The organism is Pedobacter sp. ok626, assembly GCF_900100435.1.
In the GTDB taxonomy this organism is placed as follows: Bacteria; Bacteroidota; Bacteroidia; order Sphingobacteriales; family Sphingobacteriaceae; genus Pedobacter.
Genome location: NZ_FNEX01000021.1, coordinates 17,682 through 37,684 on the forward strand (window position 1 = coordinate 17,682; position 20,003 = coordinate 37,684).

19 protein-coding genes are annotated in these 20,003 nt (G+C 38.7%); 12 read left to right on the plus strand and 7 right to left on the minus strand.

The window, feature by feature from the left end; genetic code table 11:
• The first annotated feature begins 219 nt into the window (after positions 1 to 219).
• Positions 220 to 1,263 carry an NAD(P)-dependent alcohol dehydrogenase gene (locus BLS35_RS23760; RefSeq protein ID WP_090786065.1) on the plus strand — a complete coding sequence of 348 codons (1,044 nt, stop codon included), beginning with the start codon at positions 220 to 222 and terminating at the stop codon, positions 1,261 to 1,263.
• A gap of 111 nt (positions 1,264 to 1,374) precedes the next feature.
• Here BLS35_RS23760 and BLS35_RS23765 read toward each other — a convergent pair whose 3' ends face one another.
• Positions 1,375 to 1,734, minus strand: a complete 360-nt coding sequence (locus BLS35_RS23765) for a DUF4180 domain-containing protein (RefSeq protein WP_090786066.1) — start codon at positions 1,732 to 1,734, stop codon at positions 1,375 to 1,377.
• 264 nt (positions 1,735 to 1,998) lie between these two features.
• On the opposite strand from BLS35_RS23765, the gene rsgA reads away from it, so the two are divergent.
• Positions 1,999 to 3,051, plus strand: coding sequence for a ribosome small subunit-dependent GTPase A (rsgA, locus tag BLS35_RS23770; protein ID WP_090786068.1), 1,053 nt, complete (start codon positions 1,999 to 2,001; stop codon positions 3,049 to 3,051).
• A gap of 66 nt (positions 3,052 to 3,117) precedes the next feature.
• Here rsgA and BLS35_RS23775 read toward each other — a convergent pair whose 3' ends face one another.
• Complete coding sequence (locus BLS35_RS23775) at positions 3,118 to 3,972, minus strand: AraC family transcriptional regulator (RefSeq protein WP_371328260.1); 855 nt, start codon at positions 3,970 to 3,972, stop codon at positions 3,118 to 3,120.
• Positions 3,973 to 4,041: 69 nt separating this feature from the next.
• Here BLS35_RS23775 and BLS35_RS23780 point away from each other — a divergent pair, with 69 nt between their 5' ends.
• From BLS35_RS23780 to BLS35_RS23805, 5 genes are all read left to right on the plus strand, one after another.
• Complete coding sequence (locus BLS35_RS23780) at positions 4,042 to 5,625, plus strand: MFS transporter (RefSeq protein ID WP_254779105.1); 1,584 nt, start codon at positions 4,042 to 4,044, stop codon at positions 5,623 to 5,625.
• Positions 5,579 to 6,061 carry a YdeI/OmpD-associated family protein gene (locus tag BLS35_RS23785; protein ID WP_090786072.1) on the plus strand — a complete coding sequence of 161 codons (483 nt, stop codon included), beginning with the start codon at positions 5,579 to 5,581 and terminating at the stop codon, positions 6,059 to 6,061. The genes BLS35_RS23780 and BLS35_RS23785 overlap by 47 nt, the downstream gene beginning before the upstream one ends.
• A gap of 57 nt (positions 6,062 to 6,118) precedes the next feature.
• Complete coding sequence (locus BLS35_RS23790) at positions 6,119 to 6,868, plus strand: hypothetical protein (protein WP_090786074.1); 750 nt, start codon at positions 6,119 to 6,121, stop codon at positions 6,866 to 6,868.
• Between the two features lie 16 nt (positions 6,869 to 6,884).
• Complete coding sequence (locus BLS35_RS23795) at positions 6,885 to 7,760, plus strand: DUF808 domain-containing protein (protein ID WP_090786077.1); 876 nt, start codon at positions 6,885 to 6,887, stop codon at positions 7,758 to 7,760.
• A gap of 613 nt (positions 7,761 to 8,373) precedes the next feature.
• Positions 8,374 to 10,656 carry a TonB-dependent receptor gene (locus BLS35_RS23805; RefSeq protein WP_165973398.1) on the plus strand — a complete coding sequence of 761 codons (2,283 nt, stop codon included), beginning with the start codon at positions 8,374 to 8,376 and terminating at the stop codon, positions 10,654 to 10,656.
• A 25-nt stretch (positions 10,657 to 10,681) separates the two neighbouring features.
• On the opposite strand, the gene BLS35_RS28100 is transcribed toward BLS35_RS23805, so the two are convergent.
• Together BLS35_RS28100 and BLS35_RS28105 are read right to left on the minus strand one after the other, a co-directional pair.
• Positions 10,682 to 11,305 (minus strand): erythromycin esterase family protein, encoded by a 624-nt coding sequence (locus BLS35_RS28100; RefSeq protein WP_207909173.1) that lies wholly within the window; start codon positions 11,303 to 11,305, stop codon positions 10,682 to 10,684.
• Positions 11,296 to 11,655: an erythromycin esterase family protein gene (locus tag BLS35_RS28105; protein ID WP_207909174.1), complete on the minus strand. Its 360-nt coding sequence runs from the start codon at positions 11,653 to 11,655 to the stop codon at positions 11,296 to 11,298. The genes BLS35_RS28100 and BLS35_RS28105 overlap by 10 nt, the downstream gene beginning before the upstream one ends.
• Positions 11,656 to 11,850: 195 nt before the next feature.
• Here BLS35_RS28105 and BLS35_RS23815 point away from each other — a divergent pair, with 195 nt between their 5' ends.
• The 3 genes from BLS35_RS23815 (at position 11,851) to BLS35_RS23825 (ending at position 14,729) form a co-directional block, all read left to right on the plus strand.
• A complete protein-coding gene (locus BLS35_RS23815; protein ID WP_175459627.1) occupies positions 11,851 to 12,501 on the plus strand; it encodes a dienelactone hydrolase family protein in 651 nt (216 codons plus the stop codon).
• 35 nt (positions 12,502 to 12,536) lie between these two features.
• Positions 12,537 to 13,169 carry a phosphoribosyltransferase gene (locus BLS35_RS23820; RefSeq protein ID WP_090786083.1) on the plus strand — a complete coding sequence of 211 codons (633 nt, stop codon included), beginning with the start codon at positions 12,537 to 12,539 and terminating at the stop codon, positions 13,167 to 13,169.
• A gap of 84 nt (positions 13,170 to 13,253) precedes the next feature.
• Entirely contained in the window at positions 13,254 to 14,729 is a 1,476-nt protein-coding gene (locus BLS35_RS23825; RefSeq protein ID WP_090786085.1) for a tetratricopeptide repeat protein, read from the plus strand.
• Here BLS35_RS23825 and BLS35_RS23830 read toward each other — a convergent pair.
• Positions 14,722 to 15,390, minus strand: coding sequence for a lysophospholipid acyltransferase family protein (locus tag BLS35_RS23830; protein WP_090786087.1), 669 nt, complete (start codon positions 15,388 to 15,390; stop codon positions 14,722 to 14,724). The genes BLS35_RS23825 and BLS35_RS23830 overlap by 8 nt on opposite strands.
• Positions 15,387 to 16,208, minus strand: a complete 822-nt coding sequence (locus BLS35_RS23835; RefSeq protein ID WP_090786089.1) for an alpha/beta hydrolase — start codon at positions 16,206 to 16,208, stop codon at positions 15,387 to 15,389. Before BLS35_RS23835 ends, BLS35_RS23830 begins: the two co-directional genes overlap by 4 nt.
• Positions 16,209 to 16,386: 178 nt before the next feature.
• Here BLS35_RS23835 and BLS35_RS23840 point away from each other — a divergent pair, with 178 nt between their 5' ends.
• On the plus strand, positions 16,387 to 16,833 hold the full coding sequence (locus BLS35_RS23840) for a DinB family protein (protein ID WP_090786091.1): 447 nt from the start codon (positions 16,387 to 16,389) through the stop codon (positions 16,831 to 16,833).
• Between the two features lie 42 nt (positions 16,834 to 16,875).
• Complete coding sequence (locus tag BLS35_RS23845) at positions 16,876 to 18,234, plus strand: MORN repeat-containing protein (protein WP_165973399.1); 1,359 nt, start codon at positions 16,876 to 16,878, stop codon at positions 18,232 to 18,234.
• On the opposite strand, the gene BLS35_RS23850 is transcribed toward BLS35_RS23845, so the two are convergent.
• Positions 18,235 to 19,917 (minus strand): M28 family metallopeptidase, encoded by a 1,683-nt coding sequence (locus BLS35_RS23850; protein ID WP_090786096.1) that lies wholly within the window; start codon positions 19,915 to 19,917, stop codon positions 18,235 to 18,237. It abuts the gene before it with no gap.
• Positions 19,918 to 20,003 lie beyond the last annotated feature (86 nt).

A 20,003-nucleotide genomic window follows, 5' to 3' on the forward strand; every position in this document is an offset into this window, starting at 1 on the left:
CGAGTAATGTCCGGGTAAATGCCGGGTATAGGCCGGGTTTATAGGATTAACTGAAAGGAAACTTTTAGACTGAAATCCTTGGTTGTAACATTCTAGTTATGTAATAAAAAGTCAGCTTTTGTTAACATTTGTTAAAAAAAACACTTCTATCATCGTCACAGTAAATTCAAATATTTGAATTGCTGTTAGCATACTTTAACAATTATTTATATTTATCATATGATAGAAACAAAAGGATATGCAGCGCAAAGCGCAGATACAGATTTAGCTCCATGGGCTTTTGAACGCCGCGAAGTTGGCCCGCATGATGTACAGTTTGATATCTTATTTTGTGGCGTTTGTCACTCAGATCTGCATCAGATTAAAAACGACTGGTTTCCAGGTATATTCCCAATGGTTCCCGGACATGAGATTGTTGGACGTGTAGTTAAAGTGGGTGACCATGTGAAAAAATTCAAGGTCGGTGACCTTGCTGGTACAGGATGTTTGGTGGACTCTTGTCAGGTTTGTGAAAACTGTAAGAAAGATCTGGAACAGTATTGCTTAGAAGGTAGTACAGGTACCTATAACAGTTTAGAAAGAGACGGTAAAACACCAACCTATGGTGGTTATTCTAATACTATAGTGGTTAGGGAAGAATTTGTATTACATGTGTCAGACAAATTAAACTTGGCTGCTGTAGCGCCTCTATTGTGTGCTGGTATTACTACTTATTCTCCTTTAAGACATTGGAAAGTTGGTAAAGGTCATAAACTTGCCGTATTAGGCCTTGGTGGATTGGGCCATATGGCTGTCAAATTTGGCGTTGCATTTGGTGCTGAGGTAACTGTGCTAAGCACGTCACCTAAAAAGGAAGAAGATGCAAGAAAATTGGGCGCCCATAATTTTGTAGTTACTACAGATGAGGCACAGGTCAAGGCAGCAATGGGTACATTTGACTTTATCCTGGACACTGTCTCAGCAGAGCACGATTTTAAAATGTACTTATCTCTATTGAGAACCGATGGTACAATGATCTGTGTAGGTGTTCCATCTAAACCAGCAGAAATCCCGGCTTTTAGTTTGTTGGGCGGCAGAAAGAGTGTTGCAGGTTCTGGTATTGGAGGTATTGCTGAAACTCAGGAAATGCTTGATTTTTGTGCAGCGCATAATATTGTTTCTGAGATAGAAATGATTGATATGAAAGATATTCATACTGCTTATGAACGCATGGAAAAAGGCGATGTACGCTATAGGTTCGTAATCGATATGGCTACATTATAATTTTTTTGTTTGAGCCCAGCTAGGGCGAAGCTTAAAAGCCGTTTTTCGATAAGAAGAACGGCTTTTTCTGTACAGACTTATGTTTAATCCATCGCTATAAAGAAAAGGTCCCTACTTAGATAATCGCTCAACAGCTTCTTTAACAGAACCCAGAAAATTGACCTGCCTGCCTTTATTGCTTTCGAAGATGAAATCCTTAATAGACTGCCCTGGATACTTACTGAAATCACCAACTATTGCCAATTGTACCCTGTAGTTGGAAAACTTTTGCAGGATTTCACCTGCGATACCTGTTTTTAGATCAAAAAAATCAGACGTAATGTTTGGCTCATGGATAATGATTTTGTCAAAGTCCTGATAATATAAATCGACCATTAGTTGCAGACCTTCTTCTGCATTGGTCACTATAACGGAATCGGAAATTACTTCTGCAATTTTTACGTCTTCATTTTGGTGAACTTCTATTTTCATGGACGCTAAATTCTACATTAAATGTTAAAAGACAAAGCGAGTTCTTTTGCAGCCTTCTTGTTTTTTATATCTTTGTATCTTATGCAAAGACAACTATTCACATATTATAGTTTAGCGATTGGAATGATTGCCTGATTCCGGGTGTCTTGTTTCTAAAGTTGCTTACTTGGTTTTTCTATATTACCAACAGTGATTTGTATGGAACAAACCATTCGGATGATAGAGAATTAAGCAATTTTATTTCATCACTTTAAATTATATGTAGTGAATAATTTATCATTATATGGTTGGAACGACAGTCTGTTTCAACTTAAACAAATCTCGCAATACAAACATCTTTTTCATGGTCGCGTTTCTGCAGTAAACAAAACTAATTATGAAGTTATTGCCGAAAACGGCCTGCTGGTATGCGAGCTAAGCGGTAATTTACTATATGGAAGCTCCTCATTTGAACTTCCATGTACAGGAGATTGGATTATCTTTCAACCTTTTGACGATAATAAAGGAATAATCGTTGATGTTTTACCGCGTAAACATACACTGTACCGAAGAAAGAGCGGTACAATATCCGATAGGCAGGCTATTGCATCCCATATTGATAAGGCATTTATCGTACAAAGCCTTGATGCAAATTTCAGTGTTCGCCGAACGGAGCGTTTTATGGTCCAGGTGTTAGAGGAAAATATTCAGCCTGCATTGATACTTACTAAATCTGATTTGGAGTTTAGTCGCCATCAAGTGGATGAATCACTGAAACATATTGCCCGCCAAATGCCGATATTTTTCACAAGCATTCTTTCTCCCGAAACAATACTTCCTGTGCGTAAATTTATCCACCAGGGAGAATCCATCGTATTTGTGGGATCATCGGGGGTTGGGAAAAGTTCTTTAATCAATGCATTGTGTGAACGGACAGTATTTTTTACATCTGAAATAAGCAAATCCTCAGGCAAAGGGCGACATACCTCAACCCGAAGAGAAATGGTGCTGATGGATGATGGGGGTATTTTAATAGATACGCCTGGTGTAAGAGAATTTGGTTTAGCTTCTGACAATCCCGAGGTATTAGCAGATATATTCGATGTTTCTGATTTTGCAGGATCCTGTCGTTTTGAGAATTGTACCCATGTCGATGAACCCGGCTGTTCGGTTGTCGAAGCTGTAAACAATGGTCTTTTGGAATTGAAAGTGTACAGTAGTTATCTCAAGTTGAGAAAAGAATCTTGGCATTTTTCTACTTCAGAACATGAAAAACGTAAAAGAGACAAGTCTTTTGCTAGAATTTCAAATGAGGCTAAGCGGTTAAAAAAACGCTGATCTTTTTATCATTTAGTACAGGTGTTTCACTATCAGTTGAAACACCTGTACTAACCATTGAAAAATTTAGAGTAAGTGCTGCCGATATCCAGTCAAACTCATGCCTTTTTGCTTCTTAAAAAACTTGTTCAGGTGACTGCCGTCTGCAAATCCGAATTCATCGGCCAGTTCATTGATTCGGAGGTCGCTGAATTTTAACCGCCATTCGATCAGTCGGATCCTATAGCTAGCAATAAATTGCTGGATGGTTTCTCCGCATTGTTTCTTGAAATAAATACCCAGGTATGCCTGGGAAATCCCAAAAGTCTGACTTATCACAGCCGCAGTCAGTTGATCTGGCATAAAAATATGGCGCTCGATATGGTTGATGATCTGGAGTATGCGCTTGTCTGTATTGGTACGGACGTTTTCAGGCCTTATCTTTGAAATGTTCCTTGCCGCGATAACGATCAGTGCATTTACAAGATTCATATCCAGATCCTGTTGGTAAACACCACCCAGCTTCATTCCAAACAGCATCGATTCGACAATCATTTCAACCAGCCGGCTGTCGTCCTTGCAGCGCATTACGCAACCCGATAGATGGGTGGCATAGAAGAGCAGACATTCCAGGTGGTGAATACTTTTCCATGGATAGCTGCGAATGTAACTGTCGCTAAACCGGATCAGCAGGAACTCTGTTACTTCGGTGATCTCAAAAGTATGTCGGTCGTTGGGCGTGAGCAGTAACAAATTGCCATCACGGTAGGCCATCCGGTTGCCATTGATGCAGACGGTGCCTTTACCAGAAATGAGGTACACCATTTCAAAGAAACTATACTGTCGGTCACCCAGGGGGCAGTGATCAGTTTTGAGGTATTCCAGCTCTACCTGCTGGTGCATATTTTGTTTGACCATAATACAAACATACCTTTTTATCATAGAAATGAACCGAATAGTCCTACCTTTTTCGGTCTACTTTTGTTGAAAATGACCTCAAAAATAAAAACTATGTTTAAAGACAAAAAGAATACACTGACCCTGGCTGCCGTTTGCCTTTCCTCACTGATGTTTGGATTGGAAATATCGAGTGTGCCGGTATTATTGCCAACGCTCGAAAAATTATTAAAGGGCAATTTCAGTGATGTACAATGGATCATGAATGCCTATACCATTGCTTGCACTACGGTACTAATGGCATCCGGCACGCTTGCTGACCGTTATGGTCGCAAACTTGTTTTCATAGCGGGGCTAGTCCTTTTTGGTGTAACCTCCCTGCTTTGTGGGCTGGCCACGGCAATGCCACTGCTCATTGTCGGGCGTTTTTTGCAGGGCCTTGGCGGCGGGATTATGCTGATCTGTCAGGTCGCAATTCTCTCTCACCAGTTCCAGGACGGGCGCGAACGTAGCCTGGCCTTTGCCGCCTGGGGGATTGTTTTTGGAGTAGGGTTGGGCTTCGGGCCCCTAATTGGGGGTATGATCCTCACATTTTTAAGTTGGAAATGGGTGTTCCTGGTGCATGTTCCGCTTAGCCTGCTTACCCTAGGACTTGCATGGGCTGGAATACGGGAATCACGGTCGGCTCAAATACAGCGGCTGGATACCTTAGGTATGATCAGTCTTTCCCTGGCTGTTTTTGGACTTATTTATTACATTACTCAAGGACCCGCAATGGGATTTTTAAGCTTTTATGCGCTACTGATCCTGGGGGGATCTGTAGCTTGTTTTCTGCTCTTCTTATATGCAGAAAAGACAAGCGTTCAGCCGATGTTTGATTTTACGGTATTTAAGGTACGGGACTTTTCCGGGGCCATTATCGGTTCTGTGGGCATGAACTTTTGTTTTTGGCCCTTTATAATTTACCTTCCTATCTATTTTCAGGGTGTATTGGGTTACAGTAGTCTTATGGCAGGTACGATGCTGCTGGCCTATACTTTGCCTACATTAGTGGTTCCGCCACTGGCCGAGCGACTGCTGATGAGGTACCGTCCCGGTATTGTGATCCCATTAGGACTTTTTATTATCGGATTAGGATTTATACTCATGTGGTTTGGCATCCGTGTTGCCCATATAGGGCCATGGACTATGATACCAGGTATGTTGTTGTCTGGCATTGGACTGGGACTATCTAATACTACAGTTACCAATACCACCACAGGTGCTGTGAGTGCGGATCGTGCAGGTATGGCTTCGGGTATAGATATGAGTGCAAGACTGATCACCTTGGCAATCAATATTGCTCTCATGGGATTCTTGTTAAGTAAGGGGGTGTTTACCCATTTAAAGATAGCATTTTCAGGAGCTTTGGATAACCTTCAGCTCCATTCAGCGGCAGAAAAAATCGCAGCAGGTAATTTTGCGGGCCTCCTGGAAAAAAATCCCAGGATTGCAACTCTAGATCCTGCTGGCGATATTACACATCATGCATTGGCTGGTGGCTTTCAACTGCTGACTTTGTTTGGCGGAATTGGAGTGGTTTTCCTTGCATTGGTCAGTTTCTTTATATTTAAGCCGCGATCAGAGAATGAGTTAAATTTAACAGTAGAAAATGAAAAGCTATTCCTTCCATGCAACGATAGAAATAATAGGGATTAATCCATACGTGCAAGTCCCGGAAACTATTTTGACCGAAATTTTTATTCAAGCAGGTAAAGATAAAGGACATATTCCAGTTACTGGGACTGTAAACAGTTTACCGTATCAACAAACCTTACTAAAGTACAGTGGTCTTTGGCGACTTTATATTAATACATTAATGCTTAAAAATTCTCCCAAACGTATTGGAGAAAACATTGAAGTGACTATTGAATTTGATCCGTCGGATAAAACAATAAAGCCACATCCTAAGTTTATAGAGGCATTAGAAAATAATTTAGAAGCAAAGTCTAAATTTGATAGTCTCAGCCCTTCAATGCAAAAAGAGATGGTAAGATATATTTCTTCGTTAAAAATAGAGGAAAGTAGAACTCGAAATATTGAAAGAGCTATTAGTTATTTACTAGGTAAAGGTTCGTTTATAGGAAGAAAATAAAGATATTGACGGGCTGAAAAAATGCGCTATCTTTATAATCGAAGAATTTTGTATACTATGAAAAGATATTTTTTACTCCTTTTATTATTCACGACATTATCGGGATATGCTCAAAATACGATCAATAACTACAAATATGTATTGGTGCCAGAGCAATATAGTTTTTTTAAAGAAGCGCATCAGTATGGTCTAAACAGCCTTGCTAAGAATATGCTGGAAGAAAAAGGCTTTACAGCCTATTTTGATAATAAAGATTTGCCTACTGAGATTGCTAACAATAAATGTAAGGCATTGAATGCCGATCTTATTGAGAAAAAAGGGATGTTTACCACCACACTTACACTGATCCTAAAGGATTGCCAAGGTAATGTGATTTTTAAAAGTAAGGAAGGTAAAAGTAGAGAAAAGGAATTTAGCGCTGCCTATAACGAAGCTTTGAGAAATGCCTTTGTCTCTCTAAATGAACTTCCCTATACTTTTACCGATGAAGCTGTAAAGGTTGAAAGTGTAAAAGCTCCAGTAGTTGTTGCAGCCCCTGTAAATAGTCCAGTTGCCGTTGCAGCAGCAGTAGTTGAAAGTACCGAAGCCTCAGGGACACTATATGCTCAGGCCACCGCAAATGGCTTTCAGCTGATAGATACCACGCCGAAAAAAGTGATAACTCTTTATAAAACCTCGGTGCAGGATTGTTTTATTGCAGATAGTGGCCAATCCAAAGGAATCGTCCTGAAAAAAGACGGGAAATGGTTTTTCGAATATTATAACAACGAAAAATTGGTTTCTGAAGGTTTATTGATTAAGTTTTAGTGTTGAGAGAGTAGATATGGCTTCAGGTTTTTTTGCGATTTTAGATGATATAGCTGCTTTAATGGATGATGTCGGGGTGGCAGCTAAAGTGGCAACGAAAAAAACAGCGGGTATTTTGGGAGATGATTTAGCCGTGAATTCAGAAAAAGCTACTGGCTTTCTATCTTCAAGGGAATTACCTGTGCTTTGGGCAATTACTAAAGGCTCTTTAATTAACAAGCTTATTATTGTTCCTATTGCATTATTGCTAAATGTATTTTTCCCGGTCGCCATTAAAGTTATTTTGGTTTTAGGCGGGTTTTATTTGGCCTATGAGGGGATGGAAAAAATAATAGAATATTTTTTTCATCGTTCAAAGACAGGCCATGAAGTGGTTGCAGAAGCTAAAGAGGATGGCGCTGATGCCGAAAAAGCAAAAGTGAAATCTGCAATAACAACTGATTTTATTCTATCCGTAGAGATCGTAATTATTGCATTAGGAACTGTTTTGGAAGAAAGCCTAATGTTGCAGATTTTAACAGTTTCCATTGTTGCCCTACTAGCCACAATTGGTGTTTATGGCATCGTTGCAATGATTGTAAGAATGGATGATATTGGCTATAAATTAATTAAACGTTCCAATAATAAAGGCTTATTTGCAGGTCTGGGACTTTTATTGGTCAAATCCTTGCCTATTATTATCCGGATCTTAAGCGTGGTTGGAACAATTGCTTTGATCTTGGTTGCAGGTGGCATTTTTGTTCATAACATTGAATATTTACACCATTTAGTTCCTAATGTAGCTTCGATAATCAAAGAATTAGTGATAGGAGTGGTAGCCGGATTAATTGCGATAGCAATTTTAACAATTGGTAAAAAAATAGTTTCCTTATTTAGGCGTGATGTGGCTTAAATAAGGAAACTACTTTATTAAATATGCTGGTTGAAACTAATAAGTAGGCTTCCAGATTTTAAATCTATTCTCATTTGTTCCTCCGATTTCTCGAATAACAAGACACAAATGATCTTCTCTTTGAGGGAAGTATTTGTCAATGATAAGTTGAGTCTGCTGTATTAATTGTCCTAGATGTTGTTCGAAATCTATGTTCTTAACGTTTAAGATAACCTGGTTCATTCTAGCAGAGATGATACATTCGAAGGTAAATTCTTTTTTGAGCGCTTTTACTACTTTTGATCTCAGTTTTTTCATTGAATTCGGACTATTATTAATAAGGTTAATACATCGAACTATTATCAACTTTAACGCTACCTGATTTGAATAATTGTGTTGAGAAATGTCATTATTTCATATCGTGGTTTGCATCAACAATCTTCTAATATAAGGAAAATTAATGGGGAAAACCATAGTCTGATTGTTGTACAATTTTTTGGATTTCTAAGTAATTCATTAGGATAGATTCTAGCATTATTTAGTTAGTGCTAATTTATCAATATTTATTTGTCTAAATTAATTTTTAGATTAACCTAACTTTTGTATGTTTGTGAATGAAACAATTATTACACTAATGAAAACAAAAGTTACGTTACTAACATTCATCTTCGCAACAGCGGCTTTGGTTGCTACGGCCCAGACTACGCTCTTAAAAGGGAATATTATCGATAAAAATGGCGAGGCTGTTGAATCGGCAACCATAATGATTCCTAAGTTAGCGCTTAAAACCAAGGCCGATAGTACAGGTTATTATGAGCTAAAAAATATTCCATATGGAACTCATCAGTTGGTGGTCAGCTATATCGGTTTTAATACCAGACATCTACAGGTGAAGGCCAATATTGAATCGCTGATTGTGGACGTGGAGCTGACATCGTCTATAAATACTTTAAACAGTGTGGTTGTAACCGGTACCAGGACAAATCGCAGAAGGCTGGAAAGTCCGGTAGCTGTAAATATTCTGGATAGCAGGACGTTTAATATCACCCAGTCTAATACACTTGCTGATGGTTTGTGTTTTCAGCCTGGATTGCGGATGGAGACTGATTGTCAGACCTGTAACTATTCCCAGTTACGTATGAACGGGTTAGGAGGCTCTTATTCTCAGGTCCTGATCAATAGTCGTCCAGTATTTAGCTCTTTAATGAGCCTATATGGATTGGAGCAGATACCTGCGAACATGATTGACAGGGTTGAAATTGTAAGAGGCGGCGGATCAGTTTTATATGGTTCTTCTGCTATAGCAGGAACGGTAAATATATTAACAAAAGAGCCTAAAAAAAGCTCTTTTACTTTGTCCAATAACAGTTCGCTAATTGCTGGAAAAACCTGGGATCACTTTTTTAATGCCAATTTAACATCGGTAAATGAAGCACAAAATGCCGGTGTTTCTTTTTTCGCTTCCCACCGCGACCGTAATTCGTATGATGCCAATGGTGATGGTTTCTCCGAAATGCCCATGTTAAAAAACAATTCCTTTGGTTTTAATTCGTTTTTCAAATTAACTCCTCAGGATAAACTGGAAATAAATGGCTGGAGTATTTATGAAGAGAGAAAGGGTGGAAATAAATTGGATCTTCAGGCCGATAAAGCAGATCAGTCGGAATACCGGTTACATAATATCTTAGTTGGAGGTTTTAATTATGAGCATCAATCAAAAGATAAGAAAAGCTCTTTTAGCGTGTATGGCTCTGCCCAAAACACGAAAAGAACACATTATACTGGTATTGATCAAATTGATGCCTGGGGACGTACTAAAAATTACTCCATGCAGGGCGGGATTCAGTACAACTATACTGCAAGCAATTTTCTTGGTGGAAAAAACACCTTTACTACTGGCTTTGAGAATCAATACGAATATACCTTTGATGAAATTAAAGTTTATGAATACCTGATAGATCAGCATGTAAATTTGTTAGGTGCCTTTTTACAGAGTGACTGGGAAGTAACCAATAAGTTTACCTTGTTGTCCGGACTGAGATTAAACAAATCTAACCGCATCGATAAGCTTGTGCTTACCCCAAGGTTGAGTACACTATATAAATTAAATGCGGAAACTCAATTGCGTGCATCTTATGCCAGGGGGTTTAAAGCCCCCCAGGCTTTGGAAACAGATATGCACATGGCCTTTGCCGGTGGTGGGGTTTCTGTGATTAAAACCGATCCAAGTCTAAAAGAGGAAACCTCAAATAGTTTTAATGCTTCTTTAGATTTTAATAAAGCAAGTGAACATTTTATCTATGGCTTTACTGTAGACGGTTTCTTTACCCGCTTATACAATACCTTTGTTTTGGAAGAGGTAGGTGAAGATCAGAATGGTAACCAGCAGTTGTTGCGAAAAAATGGAGGCAACTCTACTGTACAAGGGCTTACGCTGGAAGGTAGATTGAATTATGACCAAAAAATACAACTGGAGACGGGGATAACCTTCCAAAAATCCGCCTATAAAGAGGCTGTTTCCTGGTCATCTGAACTGCCGGGGACCAAAAAATACTTACGTTCTCCAGATCTTTATGGTTATTATACATTGAGTTTCTGGCCTCAGAACCGTTTTAATGCAGTATTATCAGGCGTGTTGACTGGTCCAATGAAAGTTCCACATTTTGCAGGTGCACCTGGTATTGAAGAGGATGTGCTAAATACTTCAGCTACATTCCTTGAAAATAATCTAAAGCTCTCTTATCGTTTTACGTTAAAAAACATCAAACAAGATCTTCAATTTAATATTGGTGTTCAAAATATGTTTAATCAATACCAAAATGATTTTGACATCGGAAAAAATAGGGACAGTAACTACATTTATGGCCCCGGAAGACCAAGGACATTCTTCATGGGATTGAAATTTGGATTGATGTAGATTATGTCAGCTGCAAAAATGTAGTTTATACACCGAATGGATAAGTTTCTGGTATTTGGTTCCCATCGGGTTTAATATGTAGCGGGTGCAGGGCTGTCGTCTCATCAAGGTATATAAATGCATCATAGCGCAATGGCAATATCGTTGGAACATAATTTCCGTATCGCTCATGCAGTGGGTTGTATACCACGCCGATGGCCCTGTGGTCGATATGATTTTCCAATAGCTGAGGATTTCCTGAAAAATTATTCATGATTAATAGTTTGTTTTCATTTCCAGCCTGATGTAATAAATATTCCCAGCTATCTTTTCTTGCATCAGGCATTTGCATGGCTTGCATGGGAGCTCCCCAGCTGGTTCCTGCCATTACCTTTCCTTTGTATGAGCCGAAGCCTACCAACACGACATCTTTATCTTCATACTGTTTTCTCGCGAGTTCTCCTGTGTTAAACATACCGGTTAAAGCCATGTCGGTTGCTCGTGCATCACCAATATGGGTATTGTGCTGCCAAACGATGGCTTTGGCATTTTTACCATGAAAGGTTAGCAAACGGTTTAGTGTGTCGGCCATATGCTGGTCACGGATGTTCCAGCTATTTGGGCCACCCCCGATCATGGCTCGATAATATTTTTCGGCATTTACTGCCACCAATGCATTCTGTTCGGCACTTCATGTAACACCTTAAATACATTTTTACTATCGGTATCATATCCTTTAATAAAACGGTTCAGTCGGTAACAATCGGGCCAGTCGCCCTCTACAGCAATAAAATTAAAGCCTTTTTCTTCAATTAATTTTTTTGAGAGTTGAGCTCTCCATGTGTAGTATTCATGCGTGCCATGACTGGCTTCCCCTAGCATCACGATTTTTGCATCCCCAATACGGTCAAGTAATGGTTGCAGATCCTTTACGTTCTTCAATGGTTGGGCATGCTGGTTTATAGAATTTAAGATACCAGTCTCATCTAATGGATTTTTTTCCTCGAAATAATGTCTCATCTTATTTTTTTATTCAGGCGATTATTTTTAGGGTAATTAGTATAAAGTAAATACATTTTGGATTAATATATGATGATGATAATCATCTGTTTACGTGATTGCTGTCATGCGTGTTGAACCATCATGTGGTTAGTTTTGTAAGGCTTGAGCAATGCATAAAAAATAGCCGGACTAATTGATTTTATAATTAATGCAATGGAAGTGAACTATCAAAATGAAGTAAGTATACCTGTTGATGGTATAAGGCTAAAGGGCGATTTGTTGATGCCGAAAGAAGCAAAGGCTATCATTGTTTTTTCGCACGGTAGTGGTAGCAGCAGGTTGAGTAAAAGAAACCAGCAGGTCGCCAAATACTTGCAGGAGTATGGCTTTGGTACCTTGTTGTTTGATCTGTTGACTCCAGAAGAGGATAAAGATTATAACAATCGTTTTGCCATTGATTTACTTAGCGATCGCTTGGTAGCTGCAACAATATGGCTTAAAAAACTTCCCGCAGCAAAGGGTGCCAGCATTGGTTATTTTGGCGCGAGTACTGGCGCAGCATCCGCATTAAAAGCTGCGGCAAAGTTGCCAGAGATATTTGCAGTGGTTTGCAGAGGCGGTAGGCCCGATCTGGCCATGGAAGATTTAGCCTTGGTAAGCGCAGCAACTCTTTTGATTGTAGGTAGTTTAGACCTGGAAGTGCTCGATCTTAATAGGGAAGCGTATAAGGAATTGCAATGCGAAAAACATTTGGAGATACTTGAGGGTGCTACGCATTTGTTTGAAGAACCAGGTAAACTTGAAAAAGTGGGAGTGTTGGCCGCCAGGTGGTTCAAAGATCATTTAATGGCAGTTACGGTGTAACAACCTATTTGGGATAGAAATTAAAACAGAAGAGGATGTTTCATGATAGAACAGAGGCTGGTCGACTACTGGCCGTCAAACTCAAAAAATACCAGAATGATTCGGGCGTTATTCTGGCTGTGCCGAGGGGTGGTGTCCCTATAGCTTATATCATTGCTATAGAGTTGGGCTTTCCCTTGGAGGTTGTTCTTACCAAGAAGATCGGGCATCCCAGGCAAAAGGAGTATGCCATTGGTGCTGCAAGCCTGTCGGATTATTTTGTCATACCCCATGCAGACGTTTCCGAGAAGTATATTGAACAGGAACTGTTGGTTATACGTGAGCGGCTTAAAGAAATGTATAAGAAATTTATGGGGGATAAAACTCCTGAAAAGATAAAAGGGAAAACAGTGATTGTTATTGACGACGGAATGGCAACCGGCAATACCCTGTTGGAGACAATAAAACTCATTCGCAGAGACCAGCCAGGTAAAATTATTATCGGCGTTCCGGTAGCATCGAAAGAGGCTGTCGAAAAAGTATCGCCTGAAGTAGATGAATTGGTAACACTATTGGTTCCGGAAACATTTTATGGAGTTGGGGCCTTTTACGAAAATTTCAATGAGGTTACGGATGAGGAAGTGCTATTTTATCTTGATAAATTGAAACGATTGCGAAAAGCCATTTGATACAAAATCGGTTTGGATACATTTTGGTTTAAAAATAAGTATATTGGGGTGCTTATTTCTCTTAATCATCTTTGTCAAGATTTCATGTCTCGTAAATTCTTCCTTATTCTATTCTTTGCCTTTTGCCACTTCTCTTTGAAAGCCAATTTTACATTCACAGCTAATGCTGCGGAGGCCTATAAAGCAATATTTGATCTTAGGTTAAATGATGCAAGAAGGTATATCGCAGAGGAAAAAAAGAGTAATCCACAAAATGGTATAGCTATACTCTTAGATAATTATGTGGATTATTTTCATTTACTGACCTCAGAGAATAAGGCAGATTATATCAAGTTTAAAGACCGACGCGCACAAAGGATAGATGCTTTAGAAGATAATGATGAGAATTCAGCATATTACTTGTTTTCCCAGGCTGAAGTATATCTGCAATGGGGTTTGATTAAAGCAAAGTTTGGGGATTATACTTCTTCGACGATGGATTTTAAAAAAGCGCAGAGCCTACTTAAAAAGAACAATGAAAAATTTGGCGCTTTTCTACCCAATCTAAAAAGCATGGCTTTAATTGAAGTGGTATTTGGGGCCATTCCCTCTAACTTAAGAGGGATAGCTGGTTTTTTAGGTGTTAAAGGCGATATTTCGGCAGGAGTAAAGCGATTGGAAACCTTTAGATCAAATATTAAGGGGACAAAATATAGTTACTATAATGATGAGGCGATTTTTTTATTATGCTTTATGGATATAGATCTTTTGCACAAGAGAGATAGTTATACGAAGCTCAGTTCTTTTCTGGATGATATGAGTGACAAGAGTTTACTAAAAGCGTACTTGCGGGGTTATGTTGCATTTAAGAGTGGAAAAAACGATAAAGCGATCTCTTATCTGGAGAATATTCCAACATCTAATGTATATATCGAAATGCCAACTGTTCAGTATTTGTTGGGTAATGCCAAATTGTGCCGAATGGACAAAGATGCGCCTGCTTTTCTGACCAATTATCTGAAAGCGTATAATGGTACAAATTACATTAAAGACACCTATTTAAAATTGGCCTACTACTACCTTTTAAAGGGGGATATGCTAGGGTATTCAAATTACCTTAAACTTGTTCGTACTAAAGGATATGCAACTGATGAGAAGGATAAACAAGCATTGAAGGAGGCGAATGACGTAAAGCCAGACGTTGATCTTTTAAAAGCCAGGCTTTACTTTGATGGTGGTTATTACATTAAGGCTTTAGAACAAATTAAAGATAAGTCCCAAGCTGAGCTAAAGTCTTTGCGTGATCAGATAGAACTTTATTACAGATTAGGTAGGATCTATGATCGTTTGGATACCTTTAATCAAGCTGTGTTAAACTACCAGAAGGCAATCAATTTAGGTAAGAATGAAACATTCTATTTTGCAGCCAATTCCGCTTTGTTTTTAGGGATGCTTTATGAGCAGAAAAATAATGATGTTAAAGCTAAATATTATTACAATATGACCTTGGGTATGAAAGGGCATGAATATCAGAATAGCATTGATACACAAGCCAAGGAAGGACTCACAAGAATTAAGTAGCTGGGTAGGGTATAGGCTCTTTAGTAAACCTGATATTCTTTTCGATTGATTTGCGGTGATGCAGATTTACCTGCTGTTTTAATGATTCAAAATCAAACTCTTCGTTGGTGCCACAATCCAGTAGATTGTAATACAGGGATGGCTTTGTGCTTTCAAAATACTCCATCAGATTGCTACTCCAAATGAGTTGACATTTCCCTTTTACTTTAGGAACGATCTGCTTTAATCCATCCTGGAACTTTATGTGTCGTACCAGGCTACTTTCCAGATTCCCTTGTGGATAGAATAGTAACACGTTTCCAGGTTTAGACAGGATTTCTGTAGCATATTCGAAGCTTTCCATAATGGAGCGTTTTCCGGGGTCGACAGAGAAACTGCCACAGTATCTAAGCCATTTGTTTTTCTCCATCTGCTTTTTCAATGACATGATGTATAGCCGCTTCATTCCGTCTTTTTTTCGGAGCGCCTTATCGCAGAGGTAATAGGCCAAAAGTCCATCGAGGAAACTGAAATGATTACACATCAGTAGGTAAGAATGATCAGGTTTGATTTCAATATTCCTTAGAATGATCTTGTTGAACCGTCTTTTAAATAGCCAGCCAATAATCGTAACTCCACACTTAAAAAAAAACGGATTTAAGGGTTTTGCTTTAATAATCATGATAGGGAAGCTATTAATTGATTTACAAAATTCTGATTGATCATTTCATGACTTTCATCTAATACCAACACCTTTCCATGTTTGTATTTGGCAAAGAAGGTTTTTCCGATAGATGGCTGAAACATTTTATCATACCGCCCAAATATAAATATACTTTTGATCTTGTGTGCCGTTAATGATTTAATCAATTGCTCTTCGTTAGTTTCCAACAGTCGGAGATAGGTGAAACAGGCATATAAAGCAAACCTCATCTCATAAGTAACTACTTCTTTATGAAGAATGTCCCGGCTTTTGACATCAAGGAGTCCAAGTGTTGTACAAAAGTTTATGATTCTGATCATCGCCCTTTCACTGAGCATCAGCTTTTCCAGGATCTTATTACCCGCTTTGTTTTTTCCGAAAAATCGGACTAGTTTACCGGGATTTATGGAAGATGGTGCCGCTACAATATATTCCTTGACCATTGCAGGCAACTCTTCAACAATTGTTGTCGCATAATGGGTACCCATCGAATATCCGATTACAGAAAAGGATTCAATTCCTCCCTGTTTACAGAAAGCGCTAATCAATGCGGCAAGTTCCTTTTTTTGCAGTCCTTTTTTTATGGTCGCCAGGCTTTGGTCTTTCAGTTGCGTCTCCTTATGGAAAAATAGATCAAAACTCCAGAAAGTATATTGATGTCCAAGCTGATTGGCAATCTGCTTAAACTGTTTTCCATGCATGCCAAGCCCATGAAAACACAACATATGTTGTGTTCCAGTTCCAAACTTATAGTAGTGTAGTTTTACGAAAGGATTTTCAAAGTAATTTTCAGTCATATTAGCTAAGCAATTGCCCTTGCATAATCTCCATCAGGTGAAAACGATGAATGAACTAAAAAAAGAATCCTTATGGTAGATATATAGGGTGTGATTGCGGGCTAAATATCCTTATTTTTTTTGAAAATTTATATTTCCTTCTAAAATTGCGACATTTAGATACCTAAAAGTAAGTTAGATGTTGAGTAAATTCTGTAAGTATAACAATTGGGCAAATTCACTTTTATTAGAAGCACTGATGGCTAATTCTGCATTGCTGCCCGAATCATGTGTTTCCCTGTTCAGTCACATTGTAAATGCACAAACCATATGGGCTTCCAGAATTAATGGTATTACCCCAAGTGTGGGTGTTTGGCAAGTAAATAATCTGGAAACCTGTAAGGTGATGCTCGAGGGAAGTGCAATGGCCTTATCGCAAGTGGAGTACTCGGAAAGGACAGAATCGCCGATCATAAAGTACACAACCACAACTGGTGATGATTATGAAACTTCAGTTTCTGATATTTTGCTGCACGTTTTTAATCATGGTACTTATCACCGCGCACAGATAGCAAAAGAAATGAAGTTGCATAATATTAAACCAGTTAATACAGATTATATTCAGTTTGTCCGGTTACAATCGTAAAATACTTTAGTTTTAAACATTGAGGAATATTTAAATATGATTTTGAGATTTACAAAAAGTGTTTTTACCCTAATTATCTGCTTTAACTCATTAATAAGTTTTGGACAAAAAGCGACTGGGGCGTATGTTCATGATGTAGTAACTGGATGTAAGATATGGGCTGAAAATTATTCACAAAAAGACAGTGTGACTTGGAAAGGTACATGTAAGGGGGGGTATGCAGATGGTTCTGGGATTTTGATTTGGTATAAAAATGGCAAAGAAACCACTAGTTATGTCGGAATAATGCAAAAAGGAAAACCCAATGGCCATGGTAAATATACCTATGTAGGAAATGGTGAAAGCGAGGGAAATTTTATTGATGGCATATTGCAAGGAAGAGGAAAGCGAATTTTTGCCACAGGTCTTAAGTTGGAAGGGAATTATATTGATGATGAGTTCCTGAATTTGGATGAATCTTATTTAAAGCAGCTCAAAAAGCACAAAACTGTATTTCTGGATAGTACAGATATTTACATAAGTGATGGCAATTCAAAATCACTTTTTTATTACACGGTTATTCCGAAGGGGAATGTAAATGGTGCATTAGTATTGCTTCCATCATCTGGTGAAAATGCTGAAAGTGTAATTAGTTGTAATAAGGCATTAATACAGGCTGCTTCAGAAAAAAGTATTTTAATGATTGTACCATCAATTAATAATGATCGAGGACTGGATGATGATCAATTAGCATTAGATTTTTTTAATGCTATTTTGAATGAAGTAGTTGTAAAATATAAAGTTGCAAAGAATAAATTTATTATTGGTGGTTTTTCTGGTGGAGGTATGCTTGCATTAAGATATACTGAAATGTCCAGAGATAAGAGTGATAAAACTTATATCAGTCCCGCGGCTGTTTTTGGTGTTGATCCACCAGTAGATTTAGCGGGACTTTACAATACATCTAAACGTGATTTGATAATGAATAGTGACCGTACAGGCCTAAGTTCCGGTAAGATGAATGGATTGAGAGAGGCAAAATGGATTGTTGAGAAGTATGATAAAATTTATGGTGGGGCACCAGATCAATATCCAAAAAGGTATATACAATGCTCTATGTATTCCAGGTCGCAAAAAGACGGGGGCAACGCAAGGTTTTTAAATGATTTACCTGTGCGGGTCTATTGCGACCCAGATATATTATGGGCGCTAAAAGAAAGAAATAGGGACTATTATGATATGAATGCGGCAAATTTATCAGCAATGATTAATTTCTTAAATCTTAATGGAAATAAGGAAGCTGAGTTTATATCGGCAATCGGAAAGGGGTATCGTCTTGATGGAGCCAGGCATCCTCATTCATGGTCACTTGTTGAACCTATAGATTGTATCAATTGGATGCTTAGAATTCTAAATAAATAGTTATTTTTTTGGTTGTATCTTCTCTCTAATGGCTTTAAACTCTGATTCTGTCTTCCATTCCGGAAGAGTGTGTTCTGTACTCAGGCGGAAACCCATATCAAACAACAAACGAACATCTTCTACCATACCGCTCATGTCCCAGGTTTTCTCATTAAAACTATCTTGTGGAGAATGATACCTCGTTTTAATATAGTCTTCGGCTTGTTTCATGCCCCATTCTTTACCATGCGTTACATTGTCTACGCCCGAACCAGTAAATAGGGAGGGGATACCTATTTTTGCAAAGTTGAAATGGTCTGAACGGTAATATAGGCCCGAAGAAGGGACCGGATCTGGAACAATGATTCGTCCTTGTTTTTTTGCAGATAAGGCGGCATAATCTTCCAGTTCTGATTGCCCATAGCCATAAACAACAATGTCTTTTGTTTTCCCTGCAAGTCCCATCATGTCCATATTGATGTCCGCAACAGATTTGTTTGCTGGGAATACCGGGTATTTTGCATAATATTCGGAGCCTAGTAAGCCTTGTTCCTCTCCAGTGAAAGAGATAAATAAGATAGACCTTTCCGGTTTTATTTTCGCTTTTTTAAAGGCTGCGGCAAGTTCTAATAAAGCGCCTACACCGGTTGCATTGTCGACCGCACCATGATAGACAGAATCTCCTTTTATAATTTCTCCAACACCGAAATGGTCCCAGTGTGCAGAATAGATTACAGCTTCATCTGGACGTTTTGTTCCGGGAATCAGTGCAAGCACGTTATTTGATACCGACCTTTTGATGGAGGTTTTTATCTTTAGAGAAGTTGTAAGCCCTAAGTCGATAGGTTTAAAACCTGGTTTTAAGGCTTCCTTAAATAGGTTTTCATCTTTACCTGCCAGTGCGAAAAGCTGTTTGGCAATATCAAGACTGATCCAACCTTCTACCGTAGCTCTTGATTTATTTTGGTCTGCTGCTTCCAGTTGTAATTTAGATTTGGACCAGCCGCTTCTCACCACAGACCAAGGGTATCCAGCAGGAATATCGTCATGAATGATCAGGACGCCAGTTGCACCCTGTCTGGCGGCTTCCTCAAACTTATAGGTCCAGCGCCCATAATAAGTCATGTTTTTTCCTTTAAACAAATGAGCATCGGATAGTCCGGGATCATTAATCATGACAACTACTGTTTTGCCTTTGACATTTAAACCTGCATAATCGTTCCAATGGTATTCAGGAGCTACGATTCCGTACCCTACAAATACTAAGGGAGAATTTGTGATGCTGACTTCCGCTGCCACATGTTTTGTTCCTGCTAGAAATCCGTTCAGATAACTTGCTGTAACAGTTCCGTTTTTTCCTTTGATCACCAGGCTTTCTTCAGGTATGGACTTAATATCGACCATAGGAACCTGTTGGAAAAAACTTTTTCCATTGCCAGGTTGAAGTCCCAACTTTTCGAACTCTACTTTCAGGTAATTGATGGTTTTTGTTTCTCCAATCGTAAAAGGTTTACGGCCTTTAAATTCATCAGAGGCCAGAATGCGAATATGCCTGGCGAAACTCTGTTTATTTATTGCCTTTATGGCTCCAGAATCAGGGGATAAGGATTTTGGAATTACCCTTTGTGCAGTTGCACATAGATTGAAGGACGAGAAAACTAAGGCAGAGAGGAAAGCGCGACTATATGGTAAAGGACGAGTCATTTTATCTGTCGATTAAATTTCTAAAAAGGATTGTGATGCTAAGATAAGCTATTCATAGAGAACATCTATAGATATATCGGGAATAT